The sequence below is a fragment of the Halorubrum miltondacostae genome (assembly GCF_041379815.1).
Taxonomy (GTDB): Archaea; Halobacteriota; Halobacteria; order Halobacteriales; family Haloferacaceae; genus Halorubrum; species Halorubrum miltondacostae.
Map to the genome: position 1 here is coordinate 55,678 of NZ_JBEDNY010000008.1, position 23,427 is coordinate 79,104.

The 23,427-nt window shown below is 70.9% G+C and carries 24 protein-coding genes and 1 tRNA gene; 14 read left to right on the top strand and 11 right to left on the bottom strand.

The window, feature by feature from the left end:
- Window positions 1-105: 105 nt before the first annotated feature.
- Together ABNG04_RS16735 and ABNG04_RS16740 are read left to right on the top strand one after the other, a co-directional pair.
- On the top strand, window positions 106-1,200 hold the full coding sequence (locus ABNG04_RS16735; protein ID WP_371163507.1) for an archaeosine biosynthesis radical SAM protein RaSEA: 1,095 nt from the start codon (window positions 106-108) through the stop codon (window positions 1,198-1,200).
- Between the two features lie 266 nt (window positions 1,201-1,466).
- Window positions 1,467-1,670 (top strand): DUF8106 domain-containing protein, encoded by a 204-nt coding sequence (locus ABNG04_RS16740; RefSeq protein ID WP_308214397.1) that lies wholly within the window; start codon window positions 1,467-1,469, stop codon window positions 1,668-1,670.
- Window positions 1,671-1,697: 27 nt separating this feature from the next.
- Here ABNG04_RS16740 and ABNG04_RS16745 read toward each other — a convergent pair whose 3' ends face one another.
- The gene (locus ABNG04_RS16745) at window positions 1,698-2,447 is read right to left on the bottom strand and encodes a 5-formyltetrahydrofolate cyclo-ligase (protein WP_371163508.1); all 750 of its coding nucleotides are present in this window, start codon (window positions 2,445-2,447) and stop codon (window positions 1,698-1,700) included.
- 79 nt (window positions 2,448-2,526) lie between these two features.
- Here ABNG04_RS16745 and engB point away from each other — a divergent pair, with 79 nt between their 5' ends.
- Window positions 2,527-3,147 carry a GTP-binding protein EngB gene (gene engB / locus ABNG04_RS16750; RefSeq protein ID WP_371163509.1) on the top strand — a complete coding sequence of 207 codons (621 nt, stop codon included), beginning with the start codon at window positions 2,527-2,529 and terminating at the stop codon, window positions 3,145-3,147.
- Between the two features lie 9 nt (window positions 3,148-3,156).
- Here the strand turns inward: engB and ABNG04_RS16755 are convergent, their stop codons facing one another.
- Both ABNG04_RS16755 and ABNG04_RS16760 read right to left on the bottom strand, forming a co-directional pair.
- Window positions 3,157-4,203, bottom strand: coding sequence for a hypothetical protein (locus ABNG04_RS16755; RefSeq protein WP_371163510.1), 1,047 nt, complete (start codon window positions 4,201-4,203; stop codon window positions 3,157-3,159).
- 59 nt (window positions 4,204-4,262) lie between these two features.
- On the bottom strand, window positions 4,263-4,970 hold the full coding sequence (locus ABNG04_RS16760) for a DUF1405 domain-containing protein (RefSeq protein WP_371163511.1): 708 nt from the start codon (window positions 4,968-4,970) through the stop codon (window positions 4,263-4,265).
- Between the two features lie 144 nt (window positions 4,971-5,114).
- On the opposite strand from ABNG04_RS16760, the gene ABNG04_RS16765 reads away from it, so the two are divergent.
- The 4 genes from ABNG04_RS16765 to ABNG04_RS16780 all read left to right on the top strand — a co-directional run bounded on the left by ABNG04_RS16765 (window position 5,115) and on the right by ABNG04_RS16780 (window position 8,649).
- Window positions 5,115-5,708 carry an FxsA family protein gene (locus ABNG04_RS16765; RefSeq protein ID WP_371163512.1) on the top strand — a complete coding sequence of 198 codons (594 nt, stop codon included), beginning with the start codon at window positions 5,115-5,117 and terminating at the stop codon, window positions 5,706-5,708.
- A 94-nt stretch (window positions 5,709-5,802) separates the two neighbouring features.
- Window positions 5,803-5,876: transfer RNA gene (locus ABNG04_RS16770), tRNA-Ile, on the top strand.
- A gap of 618 nt (window positions 5,877-6,494) precedes the next feature.
- Window positions 6,495-7,841 carry a protein kinase domain-containing protein gene (locus tag ABNG04_RS16775; RefSeq protein WP_371163513.1) on the top strand — a complete coding sequence of 449 codons (1,347 nt, stop codon included), beginning with the start codon at window positions 6,495-6,497 and terminating at the stop codon, window positions 7,839-7,841.
- On the top strand, window positions 7,834-8,649 hold the full coding sequence (locus ABNG04_RS16780) for a hypothetical protein (RefSeq protein WP_371163514.1): 816 nt from the start codon (window positions 7,834-7,836) through the stop codon (window positions 8,647-8,649). Before ABNG04_RS16775 ends, ABNG04_RS16780 begins: the two co-directional genes overlap by 8 nt.
- Window positions 8,650-8,705: 56 nt before the next feature.
- On the opposite strand, the gene ABNG04_RS16785 is transcribed toward ABNG04_RS16780, so the two are convergent.
- Window positions 8,706-9,710 (bottom strand): Gfo/Idh/MocA family protein, encoded by a 1,005-nt coding sequence (locus tag ABNG04_RS16785; RefSeq protein ID WP_371163515.1) that lies wholly within the window; start codon window positions 9,708-9,710, stop codon window positions 8,706-8,708.
- 172 nt (window positions 9,711-9,882) lie between these two features.
- Here ABNG04_RS16785 and ABNG04_RS16790 point away from each other — a divergent pair, with 172 nt between their 5' ends.
- The 3 genes from ABNG04_RS16790 (at window position 9,883) to ABNG04_RS16800 (ending at window position 11,875) form a co-directional block, all read left to right on the top strand.
- Entirely contained in the window at window positions 9,883-10,494 is a 612-nt protein-coding gene (locus tag ABNG04_RS16790; RefSeq protein ID WP_371163516.1) for a peptide-methionine (S)-S-oxide reductase MsrA, read from the top strand.
- A 54-nt stretch (window positions 10,495-10,548) separates the two neighbouring features.
- Window positions 10,549-11,226 (top strand): MBL fold metallo-hydrolase, encoded by a 678-nt coding sequence (locus tag ABNG04_RS16795; RefSeq protein ID WP_371163517.1) that lies wholly within the window; start codon window positions 10,549-10,551, stop codon window positions 11,224-11,226.
- 76 nt (window positions 11,227-11,302) lie between these two features.
- Window positions 11,303-11,875 carry a GNAT family N-acetyltransferase gene (locus tag ABNG04_RS16800; protein ID WP_371163518.1) on the top strand — a complete coding sequence of 191 codons (573 nt, stop codon included), beginning with the start codon at window positions 11,303-11,305 and terminating at the stop codon, window positions 11,873-11,875.
- Window positions 11,876-11,909: 34 nt separating this feature from the next.
- On the opposite strand, the gene trpB is transcribed toward ABNG04_RS16800, so the two are convergent.
- Window positions 11,910-13,073 carry a tryptophan synthase subunit beta gene (gene trpB, locus ABNG04_RS16805; RefSeq protein ID WP_371163519.1) on the bottom strand — a complete coding sequence of 388 codons (1,164 nt, stop codon included), beginning with the start codon at window positions 13,071-13,073 and terminating at the stop codon, window positions 11,910-11,912.
- A gap of 112 nt (window positions 13,074-13,185) precedes the next feature.
- On the opposite strand from trpB, the gene ABNG04_RS16810 reads away from it, so the two are divergent.
- On the top strand, window positions 13,186-14,382 hold the full coding sequence (locus tag ABNG04_RS16810; RefSeq protein ID WP_371163520.1) for a threonine synthase: 1,197 nt from the start codon (window positions 13,186-13,188) through the stop codon (window positions 14,380-14,382).
- Between the two features lie 57 nt (window positions 14,383-14,439).
- Here the strand turns inward: ABNG04_RS16810 and ABNG04_RS16815 are convergent, their stop codons facing one another.
- From ABNG04_RS16815 to ABNG04_RS16825, 3 genes are read right to left on the bottom strand one after another with little or no spacing between them, the layout of a single operon-like run.
- Window positions 14,440-16,626: a type B DNA-directed DNA polymerase gene (locus ABNG04_RS16815; protein ID WP_371163521.1), complete on the bottom strand. Its 2,187-nt coding sequence runs from the start codon at window positions 16,624-16,626 to the stop codon at window positions 14,440-14,442.
- 2 nt (window positions 16,627-16,628) lie between these two features.
- A complete protein-coding gene (locus ABNG04_RS16820) occupies window positions 16,629-16,886 on the bottom strand; it encodes a DUF8156 family protein (RefSeq protein WP_371163522.1) in 258 nt (85 codons plus the stop codon).
- Entirely contained in the window at window positions 16,886-17,584 is a 699-nt protein-coding gene (locus tag ABNG04_RS16825) for a P-loop NTPase family protein (RefSeq protein ID WP_371163523.1), read from the bottom strand. The genes ABNG04_RS16820 and ABNG04_RS16825 overlap by 1 nt, the downstream gene beginning before the upstream one ends.
- A gap of 234 nt (window positions 17,585-17,818) precedes the next feature.
- Here ABNG04_RS16825 and dhaK point away from each other — a divergent pair, with 234 nt between their 5' ends.
- Genes dhaK through ABNG04_RS16840 form a run of 3 tightly spaced genes read left to right on the top strand, consistent with a single transcriptional unit; the run spans window position 17,819 to window position 19,940 of the window.
- Entirely contained in the window at window positions 17,819-18,817 is a 999-nt protein-coding gene (dhaK, locus tag ABNG04_RS16830; RefSeq protein WP_371163524.1) for a dihydroxyacetone kinase subunit DhaK, read from the top strand.
- Window positions 18,814-19,530: a dihydroxyacetone kinase subunit DhaL gene (gene dhaL, locus ABNG04_RS16835; protein ID WP_371163525.1), complete on the top strand. Its 717-nt coding sequence runs from the start codon at window positions 18,814-18,816 to the stop codon at window positions 19,528-19,530. Before dhaK ends, dhaL begins: the two co-directional genes overlap by 4 nt.
- A complete protein-coding gene (locus ABNG04_RS16840) occupies window positions 19,530-19,940 on the top strand; it encodes a PTS-dependent dihydroxyacetone kinase phosphotransferase subunit DhaM (RefSeq protein ID WP_371163526.1) in 411 nt (136 codons plus the stop codon). The genes dhaL and ABNG04_RS16840 overlap by 1 nt, the downstream gene beginning before the upstream one ends.
- A 31-nt stretch (window positions 19,941-19,971) precedes the next feature.
- Here ABNG04_RS16840 and ptsP read toward each other — a convergent pair whose 3' ends face one another.
- The 3 genes from ptsP to ABNG04_RS16855 are packed head-to-tail and all read right to left on the bottom strand — an operon-like array spanning window position 19,972 to window position 23,294.
- Window positions 19,972-21,741 (bottom strand): phosphoenolpyruvate--protein phosphotransferase, encoded by a 1,770-nt coding sequence (ptsP, locus tag ABNG04_RS16845; protein ID WP_371163527.1) that lies wholly within the window; start codon window positions 21,739-21,741, stop codon window positions 19,972-19,974.
- Window positions 21,738-22,049, bottom strand: coding sequence for an HPr family phosphocarrier protein (locus ABNG04_RS16850; RefSeq protein WP_371163528.1), 312 nt, complete (start codon window positions 22,047-22,049; stop codon window positions 21,738-21,740). Before ABNG04_RS16850 ends, ptsP begins: the two co-directional genes overlap by 4 nt.
- Window positions 22,050-22,091: 42 nt before the next feature.
- Window positions 22,092-23,294: a redox-regulated ATPase YchF gene (locus ABNG04_RS16855; protein WP_371163529.1), complete on the bottom strand. Its 1,203-nt coding sequence runs from the start codon at window positions 23,292-23,294 to the stop codon at window positions 22,092-22,094.
- Between the last annotated feature and the right edge of the window lie 133 nt (window positions 23,295-23,427).

The window sequence follows — 23,427 nt, forward strand, 5'->3', positions numbered from 1 at the left end:
AAGACACGTTTGAGAACTGTGCTCGAACCGTCGCTCCTCGGCACGTGCGGGGTTCCGGTCGGCGATGACGACACGGCTTTACGCGCTCGGCCGCTCCGTCCGATAATGAGCCAGCCGAGCCCCGAGGCGTACGAGCAGGGGCGCGGGATGGACGCGCACAACGACGTGATGCGCGACATCCGCGCCGAGCGCTCGGAGACGTACGACCCCACGGAGCCGACCCGCGTCTGGATCGACGAGGACAACACGCCGGACGGCGTCGTGAACTCCCTCACGATCATCCTGAACACCGGCGGCTGCCGGTGGGCGCGCGCCGGCGGCTGTACGATGTGCGGCTACGTCGCCGAGTCCGTCGAGGACGGCAGCGTCGCCCACGAGGACCTGATGACCCAGATCGACGCGTGTCTCGACCACGAGGCTGAGGAGGCCGACGCGCCGGCCGAGCTGATCAAGATCTACACCTCCGGCTCCTTCCTCGACGAGCGAGAGGTCCCCGCGGAGACACGCCGAGCGATCGCCGAGACGTTCGCGGACCGCGACCGGATCGTCGTCGAGTCGCTGCCGGACTTCGTCGACCGCGAGAAGATCGCCGACTTCGCGGACCACGGGATCGCGACCGACGTGGCGGTCGGCCTGGAGACGGCGACCGACCGCGTCCGCCACGACTGCGTGAACAAGTACTTCGACTTCGCCGACTTCGAGGCCGCCTGCGCGGAGGCGGCCGCGGCCGACGAGGAGTTCGCGGCCGACGTGGGGATCAAGGCGTACCTCCTGATGAAGCCGCCTTTCCTCGCGGAGCCCGAGGCCGCCGCCGACATGGTCGACTCGATCCGGCGGTGCGCCGCCGTCGACGGCTGTCATACCGTCTCGATGAATCCGACGAACGTCCAGCGCTACACGATGGTCGACGAGCTGTTCTTCGAGGGGGGCTATCGGCCCCCGTGGCTCTGGTCGGTCGCACACGTCCTCGAAGAGACCGCCGACGTCGACGCCATCGTCGTCTCCGACCCCGTCGGCCACGGCTCCGACCGCGGCGCGCACAACTGCGGCGAGTGCGACGACCGCGTCCAGACCGCGATCAAGGACTTCGACAAACGGCAGGACCCGAGCGTGTTCGAGCAGGTCTCCTGCGAGTGCGAGGCCACTTGGGAGTACGTGATGGACGAGGAGACGAGCTACAACATGCCGCTGGCGCGGTAACCCGCGACCGTCGCCTCGACCCGCAACGGTGGTGGAATTCGCCTTCGCGAGGGTGCGACTGTCATGAAGCCATCGGAGACGGCCCGCCGACCTCACGCCGGTCTCCGCGAAACGATTGTGAATGATGCCGATCAGTATTTTTCGCTTTGTATAAACGAATGACTCATAATATCCGGATGAGAGTCACGATTCGGCGTATCAAAGGCGATCATACTGAACGATCAGGTCGAACAAGACCCTTATACCTCGGTCTCGTATAAGAGGACATGAACGCAGACGCCAGCGGTTCCCCGCCCTCCCGCGGGAAGTCGGTCCTCTTCTGTCCGGAGTGTCGCTTCGAAAGCCCCCTGTCTGACGGGTGGCTCGTCGTCAGCGACGGCGACCAACGAACGATCGTCTGTCCGGAGTGCGGCCACGTCGCCGACCACCGGACGGCGCGGTCGGCGCCGACGCCACAGCACGCAGACTAGTCCTCCCGATTCGGCCCGTGACCGTCGTCATCCCTTCTCCGGTGCCCGCTCCGAGAGGACCGGTATCTCGGACAGCTTCTCCGCGTCAAGCGCGTTCCAGTCGACCCCGTCCGGTCGCGCGTACGTCGTCTCCGTCCGGAGCGTTCGCTGCGGCGTGACCACGAGGTCGAGCGGCACGTCGTGGGCGTCGGGAGCCGGGAGGTCGACGTCGGCCCCGACCGCGGACTCCGGTCCGTCGAGGACGGAGAGCTCGTGGACGGTCGTCGCGACGGTCGTGTGATCGTCGACCGCGTCGAGTTCGCGGAGGACCGCCCACTCTAAGTCGCTGTACCCCTCGCCCTTGCCGATCCGCGCGCCGTCGGTCGTGACGCCGACGGAGCCGGCGACGATCAGGTCGACGTGCGCGACGTCCTCGGGCGCGGTCGGCGTCCCGTGCTCGGAGATGCCGGAGACGGTCGTCGCGTCGTCGATCTCCTCGGGCGGGATCTCGGTCGGATCGAGCCGGAGGAACGGGTCCGGGTCGCGGAGTCGCGGCTGCGCGACGTAGACGGTCTTCCCGGCGCGGAGCGCGGCCCGGCGGACCGGCAATTGTGGCGCGTCGGGGTTGGCCTTCAGCGTCGCGGCCGCGTCCCACGTCTCGGTCGTCGAGAGCCGCTCCGCCGCGGCGTCCGCACCGGCGAAGTTGGGGATCCGGTCGTGGGGCGGGAACGGGAACCGCGCCTGGTCGCCCTCGTCGAACGCGTCCCACACCGCCTCGCGGACGGCCTGCTTGTCCATGCTGGAGAGTGCGGGGCCGGCGGTAAGTAGCCGCCGCCGCGACGCGCCTTTTAACCCGTTCAGGCGCGCACGGTCGGGTATGTTCGAAGACCGGCCGGACCGCGACGCCGAGGTCGTCCTCGTGGGGCGATCGAACGTCGGCAAGTCCACGCTGATGCGCGAGCTGACTGGCCACGACTTCTCGACCGGCGGCAAACCGGGCGTCACCCGACAGCCAAACCACTTCGACTGGGCCAGCGAGGGGTTCATGTTCACCGACTTGCCCGGGTTCGGGTTCATGTCCGGTGTCGAGGAGGAGCACCGCGAGCAGATCAAGACCGACATCGTCCGCTATCTGGAGGACAACGCGGACTCGATCCTCGCGGGGGTCGTCGTGATGGACGGGAAGGCCGCCGTCGACATCATCGACCGCCACGCAGAGCGCGGGAACGTCCCCCACGACGTCGAGATGTTCGGCTTCCTGGAGGACGTGGGCGTCGAACCCATCGTCGCCGTCAACAAGACCGACAAGATCGACGACATCGACGAGCGGCTGGACGCGATCTGTGACCGACTCGGCCTGTACCCGCCGTGGCAGCAGTGGTCCGATCGCGTGGCCCCGATCTGCGCGAAGCGCGGCGACGTCGAGGCGTTAGAGGAGTGCCTCCGGACGCGCTTCCACGATCACAACCGCGACGACCTGCTGAAGTTCGTCGCGTAGCCTGCCGGCTCAGAACTCGAAGCCGACCGCGTCGTCGCTCGGGCGGAGCGGGCTCTTCGGGTACGGCGGCTCGGCGTCGGGGTCGTTGAACGCGCGCGGCGCGACGTCGTTCGGCCCGTCCGGGTAACAGAGCGCGGCGAGCGTCTGGATCGCCGTCCGGCCGCTAGCGAGCTCGAACTGCCCGCCCCCGTACATCCGGATCCCCTCGCGCTCGCAGTAGGCGATCGTCTCGAACAGCGATTCGAGGGTCCCGAACCGCGAGGGCTTGACGTTACACCATCCCGGCTCCACCGGGAGAGATTCGAGGCTCTCGACGCCGTCAATCGGGTAGTCGAACGAGAGCCGGTCGGCCTGCGGCTCGACGAGCGCGCTCGTCGCAGGCGTGAACGCCGAGTCCTCCACGACCGCCGCCGGGAACGCCGCGAACACGTCGCGGTACAGCTCCGGGTCGGGCTCGACGTCGACCTCTGTCCCCTCGTACCACCCTTTGAGGTCGAGGACGCGCACGGCGTCGGTCTCGCGGAGCGCCTCGAACGCCGACTGCGGCCACTCCGGCGTCGGGTCGAGCTTGAACTCCAAGTCGGCGTTGCGCGCGAGCAACTCCTCGACGCGATCGGTCGACGGCGGGTCGCCGAGGCGCGTGGAGACGACGAACCGGACCGGGTCGGGGTCGACGCCGAGCCGGTCACCCAGCGTCTCCTCGCGCTGCCGGAGCGCCAAGTCGAGCGCCGCGCTCTCGACCGCCCAGCGACGGTAGTTGCGCGCGGGCTCGTTCTCAGGCGGATTTCCGTGGAAGAGGTCGGTCTCGTCAAGACGGTCCGACAGCTCGTCGATCGTCCACTCCCCCTCGAGGTCGATCGGATCGGTGCCGGCGAGCGCGTCGTGGTCGGCCGTCTCGTAGGTCACGTCCTCGCCGCGCCCCACGACGCCGTCGCCCGAGAGCCGGTACTCCGTCGTCGTCCGCTCGAAGCCGCTCGTCGTGTCGGCGACGTGCCGCCGGCGGGCGACCGACTCGATCGTCACCGACAGGTCCGCGATCCGCTTGTAGTGGCTCATAGCACAGTCGAGGCGAGCCGACAACTTAAATCGGTGAGCGGGGAACGGCGTCGGTCCGACTACGGACTGAGATCGCCCGCGCGGCGTCGAAGCGTCGCGATCCGCGTGCCGAGCGTCCAGAACAGCGGGATCACGGTGAGCACGACCGCGCCCGCGGCGGCGACCTGGAGGACGGTCGTCGTGAACCACGGCTCGCCGTCGGCGTACGGGAGCGCGGTGTGGGTCACCTCGCCGATCGCGGGCACGAAGTAGTCCATCAGCAGGTCGACGGTGTACCACGCGGTCGCGATCGCCACCGCGCGAAGCGGGAAGTCGGTGATGCGGTGGAGCACGAACGCCTGGACGACCATCGCGAGGTGGCTCACTAGCAGGAACGCGTACAGCGCCGGACCGTTGACCGCGAGGAACTCCGGCCAGAAGACAACGAGGACGTAGGGGGTCCACAGCCCAAGCTTGACGTTCCCGAAGAAGGCGAGCGCGGCGAGGGTGTCGCTCGACCGCCCGAGCGCCCAGGCGCCGAGCGCGAGCGCGATGAGCAGCGTCGCGCCGGGGCTGTCAGGAATGAAGAGCCACATCTCGGTCGGGAGGGCTTGGAATTGGAACCGGTAGTACCAGAAGCCGAACGCGGTGCCGACGAGGTTGATGACGACGATGACCCACGCGAACCGGAACGCGACGTCTTCCAACCGCTTCGGGAGCGGCGCGACCCACCGCGGCAGCGACTCGCAGTCCGGCGGATCGCGTCCGAGCGCGCCGACGATGTCCATACCGCAGGCTCGGACCGGGCGGGCAAAGCCGTGGCGGTCGCGGCGGGCGCGACCGGCGACGCGGGCGATCGAAGCCGGTCGAAGCGCCCCCGTCCCCCGACTGCGACGAAAAGGGCTATGCGTGCCCGGCGGAAATATGAGGGTATGCGCCCGCGAACGCTGCTCGCGCTGCTGCTCGTCGTCCCCCTCGTGGATGCGCTGTTCCTGATCGTGGTCGCGACGCGGCTCGGTTGGGCCGTCACGGTCGCGCTCGTCGTGTTGACGGCCGTCCTCGGGATGCTCCTCCTGCGCGCCGAGGGGCGCGCGACCCTCGCGCGCATCCAGCGCAAGCTGGCGCGGGGGTCGCCCCCGACCGACGAACTGCTCGACGGCGGGCTGCTCATCGCGTCGGGCGCGTTCCTGCTCACGCCCGGGCTCGTCACCGACGCGGTCGGGTTCCTGCTCGCGCTCCCGCTCTCGCGGGTCCCGATACGGATGGCCCTGAAGAAGCACGTCGTCGTTCCGTACCTCGAACGCGAGACGGACGGCTTCTTCTCCGGGAACGTCTACGTCGGCGGCTTCCCCGGAGACGGGGAGGGCGGGTTCTCGATGGGCGACGGCTTCCCCAGCGGCGACGGTGCGGACCCCGACGGGGGCGTCGGCGGAGACGCGAACGCCGGCGGCGGGTCGACGACCGGCGACGATGTCGTCGACGTGGACTTCACCGTCGAAGAGGAGGAGCAGAAGGGAACCGACTGACGGCGCGGACCCCCGTGAAACCGCCACACGGCGGACGGCTCGCGAAAGGAAACCCTTAAAATCCTACCCGCGCAACAATTGAACGCGCTCACCTGGGCCAATAGCTCAGTCAGGTTGAGCGCTCGGCTGATAACCGGGAGGTCCACGGTTCAAATCCGTGTTGGCCCACCTACAACACACACGGTCTCTGGCCGTGCGGGATTGGTGGACTGGGACTCCCCAGCCACCCAATTTCGTCGTTTCAATCCGCTAGAAACACTGCTAGTGAGTCTCGTTCGAGATCAGATCGTTTCGGTAGTCACTGCTGTCCCGGGTCTACGTTCGCCAAGGTAACGTCGTCGCGATGATACTACACCGATCGGGGGCTGAAAGCGGTTCCAGTGGGAGAGGAGGTGGGAACACGCAGTAGTGTGCCTCTGGCTCGGTGTGCCGAACACACCGACTCGGCGAAGGATTCAAATACAAAAATATTTGCTTGTATTTTACGGCGCGCGCTCACCGATGAGAGCCGAGTACTGCCCGGTGACGACTCCGAGCTTGAGAGAGACGACCGTCACGGGATCAAGACACCGAATTCAGCAGTAATATGGCAACCTTCGGGTCAGTCGTCTCGACTTACTCAACGACCCTGACCACGTTTGGAGCAGCAGTCACACGGCCGCGAGATGTGGACTCAAAACAAGCGGGGAACGAAAGTCTCGGTCGGCGGAAGTCGGAGCGATTTATGTATGGGGCACTCGTCCCACGACGCAGACGCGAGAGGGGCGCTTCGCCGCCCGAGTTATCATGGACCGAATCGACGAGAGCCCGGATCCCGACGACCTGCTCGAACCGGCGCTCACGGATCCGGAGTCGTACGACGCCGCGCGGACCGCTCGGTTGGTCGCGGCGTTAGAGCACGACGACGACGAGGTCCGGCGAGCCGCGTCGTGGGCTATCCGGTTCGTCGCCGCGGAGACGCCGTCGCTCGTCGGTGACTGCGCGGGGCGGTTCCGTCGCGCGCTCCGCGATCCCGACGCCCGGCCGGCCGCCCTCCGAACGCTCGCGGTCGCGGCCGAACACGACCGGGAGGCGGTCGCCGACATCGTCGACGGCGCGGTCGAGGAACGGACAATCGACGGGGCCGTCGCGCGCCGGGTCGTCGCGGGGTACCGGCCCGTCGATCCGGCAGCCGACAGCTTGGTGGTCACGGACGAGGGAGACGAGACGGACGCGCCGACCTCGACGGCCGCCGTCGAGGAACGAGAGGATGCCGAAACGTCCTCGCCCGACGACGCACCCAACGCCGAAAACACGGAGACGACCGGCTACCCGCCAAGCGAACCGCCCACCAAGCCGCCGCGGCTCGATCGGCCGCTGACCGAGTACGAGCCGGACACGGCGAAGGGGCGGCGGAGCGGATCCTCGGGCGAACAGGTCCGGTTCACCGAGGGCGGCAGGGAGTTCACCGGGACGCACTGGCGCTCGGCGAGCATCGGCGCCGCCGACGAGGACGAATACCGGGATGCGCTCGACCGCTGGCGTCGGATCGACGACCACGACGCCGTCGCGCGCGTCGTCGACGGCGGCACACGACCGACGCCGTGGCTCGTCTCGGAGCGTGGCGGCCCGGACTCGCTCGCCGAGCGGCACACCCCGTTTCCGCCGTCAGAGGCCCGCTGGGTCCTGGCGCAGATCGCGGACGCGGTCCGGTACGCGCACGCCGCCGGCGTGGTTCACGGCGGGCTCCAGCCCGCGTCGGTCGCCTTCGTGAACGCCGTCGAGGACCCCGACGCGTGGGCGTACCCGCGGGTCGGCGACTGGGGGCTGCGAGAGACGTTCGGCCCGAGCGAGGAGCGCTTCGAACTTCCGCGTCGGTACGCCGCGCCCGAGCACGTCGCCCCCGATCGGTTCGGCCGCGTCGACGCCGTGACCGACATCTACGGGCTCGGCGCGCTCGGGTGCGACCTGCTGACCGGCGGTGCGCCCGTTCGCGAGGAGCGGACCGCCGGCCTTCCGGAGGGGATCGCCGCCGGGCTCCCGCCCGGACTGTCGACGGTTCTCGCGAAATGTCTCAAGCCCGCGAAGATGGAGCGGTACGCGTCGGCCGCCGCGTTCAAGCGCGAGCTCGTGGCGGGGGGTGACGATGCCTGAGACGGGGGTGGACGCCCTCGTCGGTCGCCTCGCGAACGTCGGCCTCGTTCCGGACATCGTCGACACCGTCCCGAGCGTCGTCGGCGCGGCGACCGTCCCGGTCGGCGGCGGAGTCACCCGGTTCGTGGCGGGGGTGCTCGTGTTCGTCGCGTGTCTCGGGACGACGCGGTACGCGCTGGTAAACGCAAGCCGGGAGCCCCACGACACGCTCGTCTGGCGGTACGTCGCGCTGTCGACGGCCGTCGGCGGCGCGTTCGCCGCCCTGACCGTCGTCGAGACGGTCTCGCCCGCCGTCGGGACGGTCGTGCTGGCGTTCAAGCTCCTCGCGCAGCTGTTCTTCGCCGTCTTTCTCGCGCTGTCGCTGCGGGAGCTGTACTACGCGCAGCCGACGACGTCCACCGAGGGCGACCGGCTGTCGCTGTCGACGGCGCGGCGGGTAGAGACCGCGTTCGTACTGCTCGCGCTGGTCCAGTTCCCGATCATCGTCTGGGTGGGGCCGACGGCGGTCGCGCGGGTGATAATCGCGGTCGCGGCCGCCGCGTTCACGGTGTATGGCGCCTCGTTCGGCCACGCGATCCGGGCCCGGCGGGTGACGCAGGGGACGGTGCTCGACGCCACCGTGACGTACACCATCGCCGTCCTGCTCTGCGTCGGCGCGGTCAGCGTCACGGAGGGCGCCGTCGTCGCTCCAGTTCCGCAGCCGGCCGTCGCCGGTGCGATAAACGTCCTCTTAGTGATGATCGGATCGTTCCTGATCAGCCTGATAATCCGGTTGAAACGCAGCGCGGACGCGACGGCCGGCGCGTAACGCGACGGACGATTCCCTGCGACGCGACTAGAGGACGGACGCCGCCGCAGTCCGTTTCAGAGGTCCACCGGCGCGCCGGTCGCGGCGCTCTCGGCCAGCGCGTCGAGGACACGCATGTTCTCGACGGCCGCCACGCCGTCGGTCAGGGGAGTGGTCTCGCTCGCGACGCGGTCGGCGAAGTGCTCCACTTGGAGTCGGTACTGGTCGACCGCCGGGAACGTCTCGGCCCCGCGGCGGCCGTCGACCTCGTACGTCAGTTCCAGCCGCTCGTCCGCCGGGGCATCGAACGCGTTCTCGACCTCGACCCAGCCGTTCGTCGCGTCCACGCGGTACCGCTCGACGTGTCGCGTGTCGAACCCGGACGCGACCCGCGCCGACCGGCCGTCGTCGTATGCCAGCACGCCCGCGAGCTCGGTGTCGACCCCGGCGTCGCGGGTGTCGCCCGCGTGGGCGTACGCCCGGTCGGGGACGCCGAGGACGGCGCGGGCCAGCGAGACCGGATAGCACCCGACGTCCATCAGCGACCCGCCGGCGAGTTCGGGATCGAGTCGGACGTCATTCGGGCGGTCGTACAGCGGGAACCGGAACGTCGCGGTCACCGTGCGGACGTCGTCCAGCGCCGTCGCGGCGAACTCCAGGGCGCGTTCCGTCCGGGGGTGGTACCGGTACATGAACGCCTCCATCAGGGTGACCCCGCGGCGCTCGCAGTGATCGACGACGTCTCGCGCCTCGGCGGCGTCGGCGGCCAGTGGCTTCTCGCAGAGGACGTCCAGCCCGGCGTCCGCGGCGCGCTTCGTCCACTCCGCGTGGAGTCCGTTTGGCAGAGGAACGTACACGGCGTCGAGGCCGTCGTCGTCGAGCAGCGCCTCGTAGGAGCCGTGGCTGCGGGGGATGGAGTGGCGGGCGGCGAACGCCGCCGCGCGGTCTGCGTCTCGGGACGCGACCGCACCGACCGCGTGGTCGCTGGCGGCGATCGCCGGGACGACGGCCGTGCCGGCGATCCCCGCGGTGCCGAGGACGCCGAATTCGAGACTGGCCGAGTCGGTCGAGTGAGCGCTCATGTCCGCGGCGACGCGGTCCCACCTCAAGTGGTTTGGGTCCCCGGGCGCGGTGTTTGCTCGCCGGCGAGTGCCGGCGTCGACGCGAGATATATCCGTCTTCGAGCCCGAAGCGCGGTAGATGCGGTCCGACCCGCGAACCGCGCTCCGGCGGCTCTACAGACAGGTGACTCCCATGGAACTCACACAGACACAAGTACGCGAGTACGACCGCCGCGCGCCCGACGGCGGCGAGACCGAGACGGCGACGTTCGGCGTCGGCTGCTTCTGGGGACCCGACGCGCAGTTCGGCGCGATGGAGGGCGTCGTCCGCACCCGCGCGGGGTACGCGGGAGGGACGAAGCGCGACCCGACGTACCACTCGCTGGGCGACCACACGGAGGTCGTCCAAGTCGAGTTCGACCCCGAGCGGACGACGTATCGAGACGTCTTAGAGCGGGTGTTCGCGTCGCACGAGCCGCGACGGCAGACCCGGAAGACGCAGTACCAGAACGTCGTTCTGGCCAAGAGTGCGGCCCAGCGGGAGGCCATCGACGAGTTCCTCGCGGGCCGCGGACTCACAGCCGACGGGATCGACACCCGCGTCGAGCAGCTGTCGCGGTTCTACCCCGCGGAGGACTACCACCAGAAGTACAAGCTCCGTTCCGCCTCGTCGCTCGTGGACGCGTTCGACGCGGCCGGGTACGACGACGAGGACCTGCGCGAGTCGCCGCTCGCCGCCAAGCTGAACGGGTACGCCGCCGGACACGACGTCGATGTCGCCGAGGAACTCCCGGCATCCGGGTGAGCTCGGGAGGCGCCCGCCCGTCCGTTTGAAGTCGATTCGCGATCGGTTTCTCTCATGGAACTCGCGCCGGGCGTACACGGGCTCCCGCTACACGTGTCGATGGACGACCGCGAGGCGACGTTCAATCCCACCGCGGTCGAGACGCCGCGTGGACTCCTCCTGATCGACGTCAGCCTGCCCGACGAGGTCGATGTTCTCGAGGACGCGCTCGCAGACGAGGAGCTGGCCCTCGACGACGCGTGGGGGATCCTCGTCACGCATCAGGACCTCGACCACGCCGGCTGTCTGGCGACCGTTGTCGACCGGACCGACGCCGTCGTGTTCGCCCACGAGATCGAGGCCCCGTACCTGGAGGGCGAGAAGGAGCTCGTCAAGTCCAGCGAGGAGCGACCGATGGCGATCGAGCCGACGACCGTCGACTTCCGACTGACGGGCGGCGAGACGTTCGCGACGGCGGCCGGGCCGATGGAAGTCGTCCCGACCCCCGGGCACAGCCCGGGGCACGTGTCGGCGCACTTCCCCGACGCGGAACTGCTCGTCAGCGCCGACGCGCTCAACGTGGTCGACGGCGAGTTCGTCGGGCCGCGCCCGGAGGTAACACAGGACCTCGGGACCGCGCGCGAGAGCGTCGCGACGCTCGCCGACCGCGACGTGGCGGAGACGTTCTGCTTCCACGGCGGGCACGTCGAGGCCGGGACGGAGCGCATCGCGGAGATCGCGGCCGAGCGGTAGTCGTCGCGTCGCGGGCCGGCGGGCGGAGTGCGGCGCGATCCGTGTTTTCAAGCCCGACCGGCTGCCACCATTCGTTGTGGACGCGAACGAACTCTCGCTCCGGTCGTACGACCCGCGAGACGACGCGGCCGTGTGGGCGCTTCACGAGTGGGCGATGCGGGAAACCGGCGTCGACCCGTCCGACATCCCTGGGACCGACGACCTGCGGTCCGTGACGGCGTCGTACCTCGATTCGGGAGGCGCGTTCGTCGTCGGCGTCGTCGACGACGAGCCGTCGCCGGACGACCGGTCGCCGGACTCGGCGTCGTCACGCGAGGTGGACGAGCTGGCGACGCACGACGGGACGCTCGCCGCGATGGGCGGGTACGTGCCGAACGAAGCCGGACACGGCGACGAGCGCGACCGACCCGGTGCCGCGGAGCTCCACCGAATGCGCGTCGCGCCGCCGTCCCAGCGCCGCGGCTACGGCCGGGCGCTGCTCGACGACCTGGAGCGCCGGGCCGCCGCCGACGGGTTCGAGACGCTCCTCGCGACGACGTCGACCCGGCAGTCCGCGGCGCTCGGCTTCTACGCGAATCGGGGGTACGAGCGGGTGGCCACCTCGGCCGCCGGCGCGTACGAACTCGTTCACTTCGAGAAGGAGCTCTAAGGCCCACACCAGGAGAGTCCCCGGAGACGGCGAATCACCCGGAGAGGTCGAAGTGCTCCGCCGCCGTCTGCATGTCCTTGTCGCCGCGTCCGCAGAGGTTGACGAGCAGCGTGTCGTGCCGGTCCTCCTCGGCCAGCTTGGCGGCCAGCGCGAGGGCGTGGGCCGGCTCCAGCGCCGGGATGATCCCCTCGGCCTCGCTCAGCTCGCGGAACGCGGCCAGCGCCTCGTCGTCGGAGACCGCGTGGTACTCCGCGCGGCCCATCTCCTGGAGCGCGGCGTGCTCCGGGCCGATGGCCGGGTAGTCGAGCCCGGCGGAGATGGAGTGGTTCTCGGTGTCGTCGCCGATCGTCTTCGTCTTCATCCCCTGGAAGATCTGCGGCTCCTCCTGTTTCGTCTTCGACAGCGGGGCCGAGTGATTCGCGTCGTCGGTGCCGCCCGGCTCGGCGCCGTAGAACATCACGTCGTCGTCCTTGAACGCGTGCCAGAGACCGATCGAGTTCGACCCGCCGCCCACGCAGGCGACGCACGCGTCGGGGAGCTCGCCGTGGAGCTCCCGGATCTGCTCGCGGGCCTCGGTCCCGATGACGGACTGGAACTCGCGGACCATCCGCGGGAACGGGTCGGGACCGACGACGCTGCCGACGAGGTAGTGCGTCGAGTCAACGTGCTCGGCGAAGTCCTCCAACGCGGCGTCGACCGCCTCCGCGAGCCCCTCGTTGCCGCGGTCGACCGGCTCCACGTCAGCGCCCATGAGCCGCATCCGGAACACGTTCATCTCCTGGCGCTGCATGTCGTGCCGGCCCATGTACACGGTCGTGTCGAGGTCCAAGAGGGCGCCGACCATCGCCGTTGCGGTGCCGTGCTGGCCCGCTCCGGTCTCGGCGATCAGGCGGTCCTTGCCGGCCCGCTTCGCCAGCAGCGCCTGCCCGAGCGTGTTGTTGAGCTTGTGCGCCCCGCCGTGGAGCAGGTCCTCGTGTTTGAGGTAGATGTCCGCCCCGTACCGCTCGCTGAGCGTCTCCGCGTAGAAGACGGGCGTCGGCCGCCCCGCGAAGTGTTCGAGCAGGTCGCGGAACTCCGCCATGAACTCGTCGTCCGCGACGGCCTCCTCGTACGCCGCCGCCAGCTCCGCCAACGGTTCCTCCAGCGGTTCCGGGACGTGTCGGCCGCCGAACTCGCCGAACTCGCCTGACGTACCCATGCGAGATGGGTGTGGCCGCGGCTCAAAAAAGACGAGGGAACCCCCGGGAGCTGCCGCGGTCGCGACGCTCGCCCGTGGCCAACGATTTGTGTCGCGGCCGAGACGGTGGCGTATGGACCGGTTGGTCTGTTACGACTGCGGCGAGACGTATCCCGCCGGCGAGGCGGCCCGCTGCGCGTGCGGCGAGCCGCTCTGGTTCGACACCGACGGGACCGAGTTCTCGTGGCCCGACGCGAGCGACGCCGGGGACGGGGTCCGACTGGGACGGGACTCCCTCTGGCGCTACGAGTCCGTGCTCCCCGCGTCGCCGCCGGGCGGTCTCGCGGCCGCCGCCGGGGGCACGCCGCTGTTCCGCGCGCCGTCGATCGAGCCGCCGGACGGCCCGCGGATCCACCTCAAGGTCGAGGGGACCAACCCGACGGGGAGCTTCAAAGACCGCGGGACGGCCGTCGGCATCGGTCGCCTCGACGGCCCGGTCGGGACCGTCTCGCACGGGAACATGGCGCTGAGCGTCGCCGCGCACGCGGCGGCGCTGGACCGGGAGGCCGTGATCCTCGTCGCCGAGGACACCCCGGACTCGCGGCTCGCGATGATCGCCCAGCATGACCCGCACCTGTTCCGGGTCCGCGGGGAGTACGGGCGGCTCTACGACGACACGCTCGAACGGGACCTCGGGGTCGCCTTCCTCAACTCCGACGCCCCGCTCCGGGTCGCCGGCCAGAAGACGGTCGCGTACGAGATCTGCGAGGCGTTCGCCCCCGACGCGCCCGACGCGATCGTCCTCCCGGTCAGCAGCGGCGGGCAGGCGAGCGGGGTGTGGAAGGCACTCCGCGAGCTGGACGCGGCAGGTCTGCTTCCGGCTGTCCCGCGGATCTACCTCGCGCAGGCCGCCCGGTGCGACCCGATCGCGCGGGCGTTTCGACGGGGCGACGCGCGCGTCGAGCCCGTGGAGGGCGAGCCGACGGCGGCCGTCTCGATCAACAACGCCGACCCGCCGAGCGGGACCCGGGCGCTGGCCGCCGCGCGGGCGACCGACGGGGCTGTCGTCTCCGTCTCGGAGGAGGCGATGCTGGCGGAGACGGACCGCCTCGCGGCCGACGCCGGGGTCTCCGTCGAGCCGTCGTGCGCGGTGGCAACCGCCGCGATCCGGGAGCTCGCCGCGGCGGGCGAGTTCGGGCCCGACGACGACATCGCCGCGATACTGACCGGGTCGGGGTACAAGTACGGGCCGAGCGAGGCCGACGGCTCGACCGTCCGAGAGGTCGACCGGGCCGACGTCCCCGACGCCGTCCGCGAGATCGTGTCGTGAGCGCTCGAACGCGGCGAGGTCGTTTTTCGAGGGAGTCGGCGGAGTCGCCGGTCGGTCTCAGTATCCCGCCAGCGTCTCGTCGCGGACGTCGGCGAGGTACCGCCTGATATCTGTCTCGCGCCAGCCGACGGGGGACAGCACGCTCTCGACGGCCCGCACGGCGGCGTCCTCGTACCACTCGGCGTCGTATCGGTCGCCGTCCTCGAACGCCAGTCGGACGCGGGCCGCGCCGCGCGCGTCCGCGTCGACGACGGTGTACCGGACCGACTGTCCCGGCGCGATCTCGACCCCTTCGATCCGCGCCCGCTTCAGCGCGGCCACGGTGAGCGTCGCCGCCGCGTAGTCCTCGACGGACTTCGACACGCGGGTGTCGACGACGAGGTCGGCGGGGTCGACCTCGCCGGCGCGGAGGTCGCGGAGCCGACGGCGGAGGGCGTCGCAGACCGCCTCCGGCGACCGCGTCTCGTCGAACGCGCGGAGCGCGGCCCGCTGGACCGCCTCGACCCACGCCGCGGTCGAGCGCTGGCGGCCCTCGATCCCCCGGGTCTTGATCGCGCCGCCGAGGCCGGTCTCCGGGTACTCCTCCCCGCGTCGCTTTCCGAAGTATCGGGTCAACGCTCCCGATTCGGAGTCCCGGGTCGGACAGAACGCCGTCCAGTCGAACGCGCACTCGTACTCCAACTCGACGCCGGTCTCCCGGCTGATCTCGTCGGCGACCGCCGGGAGCGGCCGCTGCGCGCGACCCTCGGCCGGCGTCACCCAGAGGGAGTCGACGATCCCGTGGAGGACGCGCCAGCCGGCGTCCTCCAGGGCGGCCTTCGCGTCGAACAGGAGCTCGCGGGCGAACGCGTTGATCGCCTCGTGGCACTCGATGCGGCCGAACTTCGCGTTGCTGAACCCCTGATAGCCGAAACAGGAGACGAGGATCCACTTGATCGCTGACGAGGCGGCCTCGAGGCGCTCGCGCTCGTCGCCGTCGGCGTCGGCGAGGGCCGCCTTGATCTCGCTCCGCGCGTCGATGAGCGGGCCCAGCACGTCTGGCAGGTAGCCGTCGCGGTCGCAGATCGAGTAGCCGAGCCCCGGGACGTCGTCGGTGTCGCAGCACCCGCACCGCACCGTCTCGGGCGAGACGTTCCGCGTCCGGATGACGTTCGGGTACAGCGACGCGAAGTCGAGCTCGTGGACGTCCTCGTGGACGCCCACATCGGGGGCGAGCGTCGTCCCGCCGCGGTCCGCGTCGTCGAGCGTCGAGGCAGGCGTGAACAGCTCCGGCCGCCACGCCCGCCAGGGGACGCGCACGTCGCGGCGCCGCGCCTCGCGGATCTGTATCGCGGTCAGCACGCGCCCGATGGAGGCCCAGCCGAGCTCCTGGAGCGGCAGCCCGGAGCGCGAGACGAGGTTGAGACACCCCGCTAGGCCCGACTCGCGGTGGAAGAAGGAGTTCGACTCGTCGACGAGGACGCGCCCGGGCACCGCGTATCGCGCCGGCGAGTGGCCCACCCGCCCGTACGAGGTGTACGTCGACTCGCCGGCGAGCTTCGTATATCCCGGTCGCCGACCGAGTTCGAGGTCGACGTCGGCCGCGCCGGCCGCCTCGAACAGCAGGGGAACGACGTCGGCGGTCGAGACGACCAGTACGTCGGGGTCGCGCTCGGCGAGCGCCGCTCGGACGCCCGCGACGACCTCGCCCGGCGACGAGCCGACGGGGTCGCCGTCCACGGAGAGCCGCGGCAGCGCCTCAACACCCGACGCGTGGCGAGGGAGCGTCAGGCACATGGTCCGGACGTCGCGGACGGACCGATCGGGGCCGGCGGGCACGCCGGTGTCGAGGCAGTAGCGCAGCTCCCGCGTCAGGTCGACGTCGTAGCAGGTGTACGCGTCGGGGCGGTCGAACCGCCGCACGCGCTTCGCGACCGTCCGGACCGCGTCGACAGACGCCGCGTCGACACGCAGGAGCGGGCGGGCCGCCGTGCGGAACGTCTGCCGGTGCGACTCGACGCCGAGGTCGGCGACGGCGGCCTGACCGTCGAGGAACGACCGGAGCTCGCGCAGCGCATCGGAGAGCCCGTCGCGGTCGGGCGGCGTCGGGTCGGGACCGCCCGCGCGGCCGTAGAGGTCGTCGACCGAGTCGCCGACGAACAGCGTCGGTCGGTAGTCCTCGCGCACGTCGCGCTCGACGCCGGCCGGCGCGAGCCGCCATTCAGCGACGCGCCCGTCGCCGAGGTGGTCGACCGTGAGGACCACGGCTACGCGTCGGCGAGCCGGTCGAGCCGCGACTCGAGTTCGGCGATTCGACGCTCCTGTTCGAGCGCGATCGACAGCCACACGGGCGCCAGCGGGTCGGCGTGGTTGTGGTTCCCCGCGGCGTCCGCGTGGTCGCGAGCGTAGTCGAACAGCCGGTCGAACCGGCGCTGGTCCGCGCGGCGCAGCGCGCGGCGGAACGACCCCCAGTCGTCCTCGACCGCCGCCAGCCGGTCGCGGTACGTCGGGTTCGTCCGCCCCATCAGCGGACCCCCGGCGCGGCCGCCTCGCGGTCCGGGGTCGCCGCGCCGTGGAGTCGGGCGCGGTGCGCGAGCACCTCGCGCCAGTACGCGAGCGTCGTCTGGAGCCAGCCGTCCGCCCCGCGGTACACGAGCGTCTCCGTCTCGCCCGCGGCGTCCGCGAAGCGCGGGCCGAACCGCGTCGCCCGGCACGTGAGGTGCGTCTCGGCGGCGCGGCGGAGCGGCCGCGAGAACTCGTCCGCCTCGCGGCGCGTCACGAGGACCGGCGCGTCGTGGACGCGGGCGACCCGCGCGACCGACGCGACCGCGCGGACGAACATCTCTCCGGCCAGTTCGCGGTCAACGTCGGCGGCGCGGTAGCGCGCGTCGAGGCCGGTCGCGACGACGACCGACGGCGAGTCGCGGGCCGCGAGCCGCCCCGCGAGGCGGTCGAGGAGCGCCGTGTGCTGGTAGGCTGTGAACCCGCGGGCCACCTCGACGCGGTCGAGCACGCGGTCGGCCGGGGCGAGTTCACGGAGGCGCGTCGTGTTCGCGCGGTTCGCGCCGTCGACCCAGAACCCCGGGCCGTCGCCGCCGAGGACGCGGTCAAGTAGCAGCGCTTGGACCGGTTCGACGCCGAGGTCGTCGTCGACGTCGACGAGCGTGACCCCCAGCGAGAGCTCCGGGAGGTCGGCAGGCGGTCGCTTCGAAGGAGTGGACATGGTAGGGACGACAGGGAGATTCATAAAAGGGGTGAGCCATAGGTGGGCGGTGAAAGTGGAAGTGGCGAGTGGCGGACAGGGAGCCGACTGCCCACGACACGGCCGACGACAGCGTTTACCAGTGTCGCGAGTGCGGCAGCCTCGACGTCGAGCCAAACTGAGCGCTCGCTGAGTGCGACGTGTTCGCACGCCCCACTACGTTTAACCGGTCCGGGCGAGACATGTCGATCGATCATGAAGAAACTGATCAACGACCCGGACGACGTCGTCGACGAGATGCTCGACGGGATGACCGCGACGTATCCCGACCGTCTGCGACGCCTGCCGGACACGCAGGTGCTCGTCCGCGACGACGGGCCGGTCGACGACAAGGTGGGAATCGTCACCGGCGGGGGGAGCGGTCACGAGCCGACGCACGCGGGGTACATCGGCAACGGGATGCTGGACGGCGCGGCTGCAGGCGACGTGTTCTCCTCGCCGACCGCGGACGAGTTCGAGGAGCTGATCGGCGCCTGCGACGCGGGCGGCGGCGTCCTCGCGGTGATCAAGAACTACGAGGGCGACGTCATGAACTTCGAGACCGCCATCGAACTCGCGGAAATGGAAGGCGTCGAGGTCGAGAGCGTCGTCGTGGACGACGACGTGGCTGTCGAGGACTCGCTGTACACATCCGGCCGCCGCGGCGTCTGCGGGACGATTCTCGTCCACAAGGCCGCGGGGGCGAAGGCCGCGCAGGGCGCCGACCTCGGTGAGGTCAAGCGGGTCGCCGAGAAGGTGGTCGACAACGTCGGCACGATGGGCACCGCGCTCACCTCCTGTGTCACCCCCGAGAAGGGCGAGCCGACCTTCGACCTCGGCGACGACGAGATCGAACTCGGCATCGGGATCCACGGCGAGCCGGGGACGGAGCGCACGGAGACGATGCCCGCAGACAAGATCACCGAGGAACTGACCGAGGCGGTCCTCGACGATCTCGACCTCGACGAGGGGCAAGAGGTGCTCACGATCGTCAACGGGATGGGCGCGACGCCGCAGATGGAGCTGTTCGTCGTCAACCGGCGGCTCCAGGAGCTGCTCAGCGAGTGCGGCCTGGAGACGTACGACGCGTGGGTCGGCGACTACATGACCTCGCTGGACATGGCGGGGGCGTCGATCACGGTCTGCGCGGTCGACGACGAGCTGAAAGAGCTGTTCGACGCGCCGGCCGACACCCCGGCGCTGACGACGAAATGACCGAGGACGGGGCAGCCGCTGTCGCGGCCGTCGAGGCCGTCGCCGAGCGCATCGAGGCCGAGCGCGATCACCTGACCGATCTCGACTCCGCGATCGGGGACGCCGACCACGGCGGCAACATGGCGCGGGGCTGGGCCGCGGCGGCCGAGGAGGCGCGCGACCTCGACGACCCCGACGCGGAGGCCGTCGCGAAGACGGTCGGCAAGACGCTGATGAGCGAGGTCGGCGGGGCCTCCGGGCCGCTGTTCGGCGGGTCGCTCGTGTTCGCGGCGGCGGAGCTCGACGACGGCGTCGACGCCGAGACGGCCGTGTCGTTCGCCGAGACGTACCTGGAGAAGGTCGAGGACCGCGGCGACGCTCGCATCGGCGACCAGACGATGGTGGACGCGCTGACGCCCGCGGTCCACACATTCAAGAAGTCGATCGAGACCGACGACCGCCCGCCGATCGAGGCGCTCGCGAAGGCGGTCGACGCCGCGGAGCGCGGCGTCGCGTTCACCGTCCCGATCCGCGCCCGGAAAGGGCGCGCCTCCTACCTCGGCTGGCGCTCCGTCGGCCACCAGGACCCCGGCGCGACGAGCACGTTGTTCATCCTCGAAGAGCTGCTCGCCGTCGCCGCGGACCGACTGGGCGTCGACGCGCCGGAGACGGACGCGATGTCGCCGACGATCCCGGACGAGGACCCCGACGAAGGGGCCACAGGGGACGACTGATGGTCGGGATCGTCGTCGTCTCGCACAGCGAGCGCGCCGCCGAGGGGATCGCGGAGATCGCCGCCGAGATGGCCGGCGACACCCGTATCGAGCCGGTCGGGGGCGACGGGCAGGGCGGGATCGGCACGGTCCCCGACGCGATCGAGGCAGCGATCGCCGCCGCGGCCGGCGGCGACGAGAGCGTGGGCGACGCGGGCGACCTCGATCCGGTCGTCGTCCTCGTCGACCTCGGCAGCGCGGTGATGAACGCTGACGTCGCCGTCGAACTGAGCGACGCGGAGGCCGTGATCGCCGACGCGCCGGTCCTCGAAGGCGCGGTCAACGCGGCGGTCGCGGCCACGGACCCCTCGGCCACGGTCGAGTCCGTGCGCGAGCAGGCGGAGGCGGCCCGCGACGTCGACAAGCTCTGACTTCGGGGCCGCGGCGAGCAACCGAGCGGGCCTACGCCTCGCGCTCGTCGAGCCCCAACACGTCGAGCACCTCGGCGCGCGTCTCGCAGGCGACCGCGTCGGCCGCGAGCGACCGAGCGGCGTCGGCGTCGACCTCGCGGACCCGCCGCTTCACCTCCGGGACCGTCACCGCGCTCATGCTGAGCTCGTCGAAGCCGAGCCCGACGAGCAGTTCGGTCAGCGCCGGGTCGCCGGCCATCTCGCCGCACATCCCGACCCACGCGTCGGTCCCCTCGACGGCCGCGGTCGCGCGGTCGAGCGCGCGCAACACCGCCGGGTGGAGGGGGTCGTGGTGGTCGGCGACGGCGTCGTTGCCGCGGTCGGCCGCCATCACGTACTGCGCGAGGTCGTTCGTCCCGACGCTCAGGAAGTCGAGCCGCTCGGCGAGCGCGTCCGCGAGGAACGCCGCCGCCGGCGTCTCGACCATCGCCCCCAGCTCGGGGACCGCGTGAGCGACGCCCTCGTCGGCGAGGTCGGCCGCCACCGACTCGACGGTCGCGACCGCGCGCTCGACCTCCTCGACGCGCGTGACGAGGGGAAACATCACCGCGAGGCCGTCACCGTGGTCGGTCGCCGCGGCGCGGAGCAGCGCCCGCAGCTGCGTCTCGAAGAGGTCGGCGTGCTCGTCGAGCGACAGGCGGATCCCGCGCCGCCCGAGGAACGGGTTCGGCTCGTCCGGCAGGTCGAGGTACGGGACGGGCTTGTCCCCGCCGACGTCGAGCGTCCGGACGACGACGCGGTCATCGGGAAACGCCGACAACGCGGCGGTCACGGCCTCGAACTGCTCCTCCTCGGTCGGCGCCGCCTCGCGGTCGACGAAGAGGAACTCGGTCCGGAACAGCCCGATCCCGTCCGCCCCGCGCTCGGCCGCCGGGGCCAGTTCGGCCTCGCCGCCCACGTTGGCCGCGACCTCGACCGGGCGACCGTCGGCCGTCTCGACGCGCTCTCGGATCGCGTCCGGGCCGGACTCAAGCGCCGCGGCGCGGCGACCCTCGTCGGGATCGACGACGACCGTGCCGGCATCACCGTCAACGAGGACCGTCTCGCCAGCCGCGATCGCGTCAAGGTCCGCGCCGACGCCGACGACCGCGGGGATCGCGAGCGACCGTGCGATGATCGCGGCGTGGGAGGTGCGACCGCCCTCGACCGTCGCGATCCCGGCGATCGCGTCGGAGTCGAGCGCGGCGGTGTCGCTCGGGGTGAGCCGCTCCGCGAGCAGCACCGTCCCCTCGGGGAGCGCACCGAGGTCCGCGGGCGAGCGGGCCGCGACCGCCCCCGGCGACTCACCGAAGTCGGCGTCGGACGCCGCGTCCGCCTCGCTAGTCCCGGCGAGGAGCGCGCGTAGCAGGCGGTCGCGGACGTCGCGCAGGTCGTCGGCGCGCTCGGCCATCCGACCCTCCATCGCCTCGAACTGGTCGACCGCTTCGTCGAACCGGCCGGCGACGGCGTGTTCGGCCGGCGTTCCGTCGCGGATCGCGGCCTCGACGTCCTCGATTATCGTCGGATCGTCGAGGAACCCCTCGTGGGCCTCGAACACCGCGGCCTCGCCCTCGCCGACGCGCTCGGCCGTCCGATCGCGGGCGTCGCGCAGCGCCGCACGGACCGCGTCCCGGGCCGCCTCGTATCGCTCCAGCTCCGCGTCGGCGTCGACGGACGCCGGATCGGGGCGGTCGGGGAGCGTCAGGTCGTCGTCCGGGCGGTACCAGCGTGCCGCGCCGACGCCCGACCGCGGCGTGCTGCCGACCCCGTCGAGTGCCCTCACGGCGCGTCCCCCGCGGTTCCGCCGTCGCCAGGGTCGTCAGCCGACTCCTCGATCGGGCTCGTCAGCAGGTCACAGACGGCGTCCAGCGCCGCCTCGGCGTCCGGCCCTTCGGCGGACACGCGAACCGACTCGCCGTGCTCGACGTTGAGCCCGCTCACGGAGAGCATGCTGTCGGCGCGGACGAGGTCGCCGCCGTCGTCGCGGCCGATCGACACGTCGGCGTCGAATCGGTTCGCCGTCTGTACGAGCTTCGAGGCGGGTCGGGCGTGGAGTCCGGCTTCGGGCGCGACCGTGACAGTCCGTTCCATGGCGTCCGGTTCGGCGCCGGTCGGTAAGAGCGGATCGGGCGTTCAGGGCGCCGCCTGCTTCGTCGAGACCAGCTCGATCACGTCGCGATGAGAGAGTTCGTGGTCGGTCCCGACCTGCCGACCGCTCCGGCAGTCGGTACCGTGGAGCAGTCCCTCGCCGATGTCCGAGTGGATGTGGTACGCGAAGTCCTCGGTGGTCGACCCCTCCGGGAGGATGAAGCAGTCGCGGAAGACGCCCTTCTCGTCACTGCTCCCGTTCGCGGAGCCGGGGAAGACGGCGATACAGCCCAGCACGTCGAAGACGGCGGCCTCGAGCGCGCCCTGGACGCCGGTCCCGTCGTACTCGGCGACGAACTCGCCGATCTGGTCGAGACCGGCCTTCTGCTCGCCGGAGACGTCGCCCACGACGTCGAACCCGGCGTCGCCGGGCGTGTAGTCGACGACGCCGGCGTCGTCCGCGTTCTTCAGCGCCTTCTCCGCGTGGGCGCTCGCGGGCACGAACGAGAGGTGGTCGTAGTCGGGGTCGCTCGTGATCTCTTCCCAGTTGGCCTGCGCCTCGGGCGTGTCCATCTTGTTGGCGGCGATCACCATCGGCTTCGTGCGCTTGCGGATCTCGCGGGCCAGCTCGACCCTGTCCGTCTCGTCCCAGGTGTCCGGGTCGAGTTCGAGGTCCTGCGCGAGGATGGTTCGCTTCATCCGGTCTTTGTCCGTGCCGAACGCGGACATCTGGTCGGCGAGCTCGGCCTCGATCGCCGCGTCCGCGCCGTGGTAGCGCGTCTCGAACTTCTCTAAGCCCTTCTCCAACACGTCGAGGTACCACGCGTCGAGTTCCTCCTCCAAGAAGTCGATGTCCTCGCGGGGGTCGTGGCCCTCGGTCGCCTCGCCCTCGATGTCGGTCTTGCCCGAGAAGTCGACGACGTGGATCAGCACGTCGGTCTCGTTGAGGTCGGTGAGGAACTGGTTGCCGAGTCCGCGGCCCTCGTGTGCGCCCGGGACGAGCCCGGCGACGTCGACCAGCTTCACGGGGACGAACCGCGTCCCCTCGCGGCAGACGCCGACGCTCGGCGTACACGTCTCGTCGAACTCGGGGGCGGCGCAGTCGACGCGGACGTACGCCTCGCCGACGGTCGGGTCGATGGTGGTGAACGGGTACGCGCCCTCGGGCACGTCGTTCATGGTCGCGGCGTTGAAGAACGTCGACTTCCCCACGGAGGGCTTGCCGACGAGACCGATCCGGTAACTCATTACCATCGGTGCGCGACGCGGCGTAAAAAGCGATGCGAGACGCGCCGTGGCGTGGGGATCGGTGACGGGGAACGTCGGCCGGGCACGCCGGCGAGAAACCGGCAAGAACAAAGGGTTATTAGTGACCGGATTC

Coding starts and splice junctions, on each gene's coding strand:
- ABNG04_RS16820 (WP_371163522.1), bottom strand. CDS start 16,886: ATGGGGCGGACGAACCCGACGTACCGCGACCGGCTGGCGGCGGTCGAG.
- trpB (WP_371163519.1), bottom strand. CDS start 13,073: ATGGGTACGTCAGGCGAGTTCGGCGAGTTCGGCGGCCGACACGTCCCG.
- ABNG04_RS16740 (WP_308214397.1), top strand. CDS start 1,467: ATGAACGCAGACGCCAGCGGTTCCCCGCCCTCCCGCGGGAAGTCGGTC.
- ABNG04_RS16780 (WP_371163514.1), top strand. CDS start 7,834: ATGCCTGAGACGGGGGTGGACGCCCTCGTCGGTCGCCTCGCGAACGTC.
- ABNG04_RS16735 (WP_371163507.1), top strand. CDS start 106: ATGAGCCAGCCGAGCCCCGAGGCGTACGAGCAGGGGCGCGGGATGGAC.
- dhaL (WP_371163525.1), top strand. CDS start 18,814: ATGACCGAGGACGGGGCAGCCGCTGTCGCGGCCGTCGAGGCCGTCGCC.
- ABNG04_RS16765 (WP_371163512.1), top strand. CDS start 5,115: ATGCGCCCGCGAACGCTGCTCGCGCTGCTGCTCGTCGTCCCCCTCGTG.
- ABNG04_RS16785 (WP_371163515.1), bottom strand. CDS start 9,710: ATGAGCGCTCACTCGACCGACTCGGCCAGTCTCGAATTCGGCGTCCTC.
- ABNG04_RS16855 (WP_371163529.1), bottom strand. CDS start 23,294: ATGAGTTACCGGATCGGTCTCGTCGGCAAGCCCTCCGTGGGGAAGTCG.
- ABNG04_RS16745 (WP_371163508.1), bottom strand. CDS start 2,447: ATGGACAAGCAGGCCGTCCGCGAGGCGGTGTGGGACGCGTTCGACGAG.
- engB (WP_371163509.1), top strand. CDS start 2,527: ATGTTCGAAGACCGGCCGGACCGCGACGCCGAGGTCGTCCTCGTGGGG.
- ABNG04_RS16760 (WP_371163511.1), bottom strand. CDS start 4,970: ATGGACATCGTCGGCGCGCTCGGACGCGATCCGCCGGACTGCGAGTCG.
- ABNG04_RS16795 (WP_371163517.1), top strand. CDS start 10,549: ATGGAACTCGCGCCGGGCGTACACGGGCTCCCGCTACACGTGTCGATG.
- ABNG04_RS16840 (WP_371163526.1), top strand. CDS start 19,530: ATGGTCGGGATCGTCGTCGTCTCGCACAGCGAGCGCGCCGCCGAGGGG.
- dhaK (WP_371163524.1), top strand. CDS start 17,819: ATGAAGAAACTGATCAACGACCCGGACGACGTCGTCGACGAGATGCTC.
- ABNG04_RS16790 (WP_371163516.1), top strand. CDS start 9,883: ATGGAACTCACACAGACACAAGTACGCGAGTACGACCGCCGCGCGCCC.
- ABNG04_RS16850 (WP_371163528.1), bottom strand. CDS start 22,049: ATGGAACGGACTGTCACGGTCGCGCCCGAAGCCGGACTCCACGCCCGA.
- ABNG04_RS16775 (WP_371163513.1), top strand. CDS start 6,495: ATGGACCGAATCGACGAGAGCCCGGATCCCGACGACCTGCTCGAACCG.
- ABNG04_RS16825 (WP_371163523.1), bottom strand. CDS start 17,584: ATGTCCACTCCTTCGAAGCGACCGCCTGCCGACCTCCCGGAGCTCTCG.
- ABNG04_RS16755 (WP_371163510.1), bottom strand. CDS start 4,203: ATGAGCCACTACAAGCGGATCGCGGACCTGTCGGTGACGATCGAGTCG.
- ABNG04_RS16810 (WP_371163520.1), top strand. CDS start 13,186: ATGGACCGGTTGGTCTGTTACGACTGCGGCGAGACGTATCCCGCCGGC.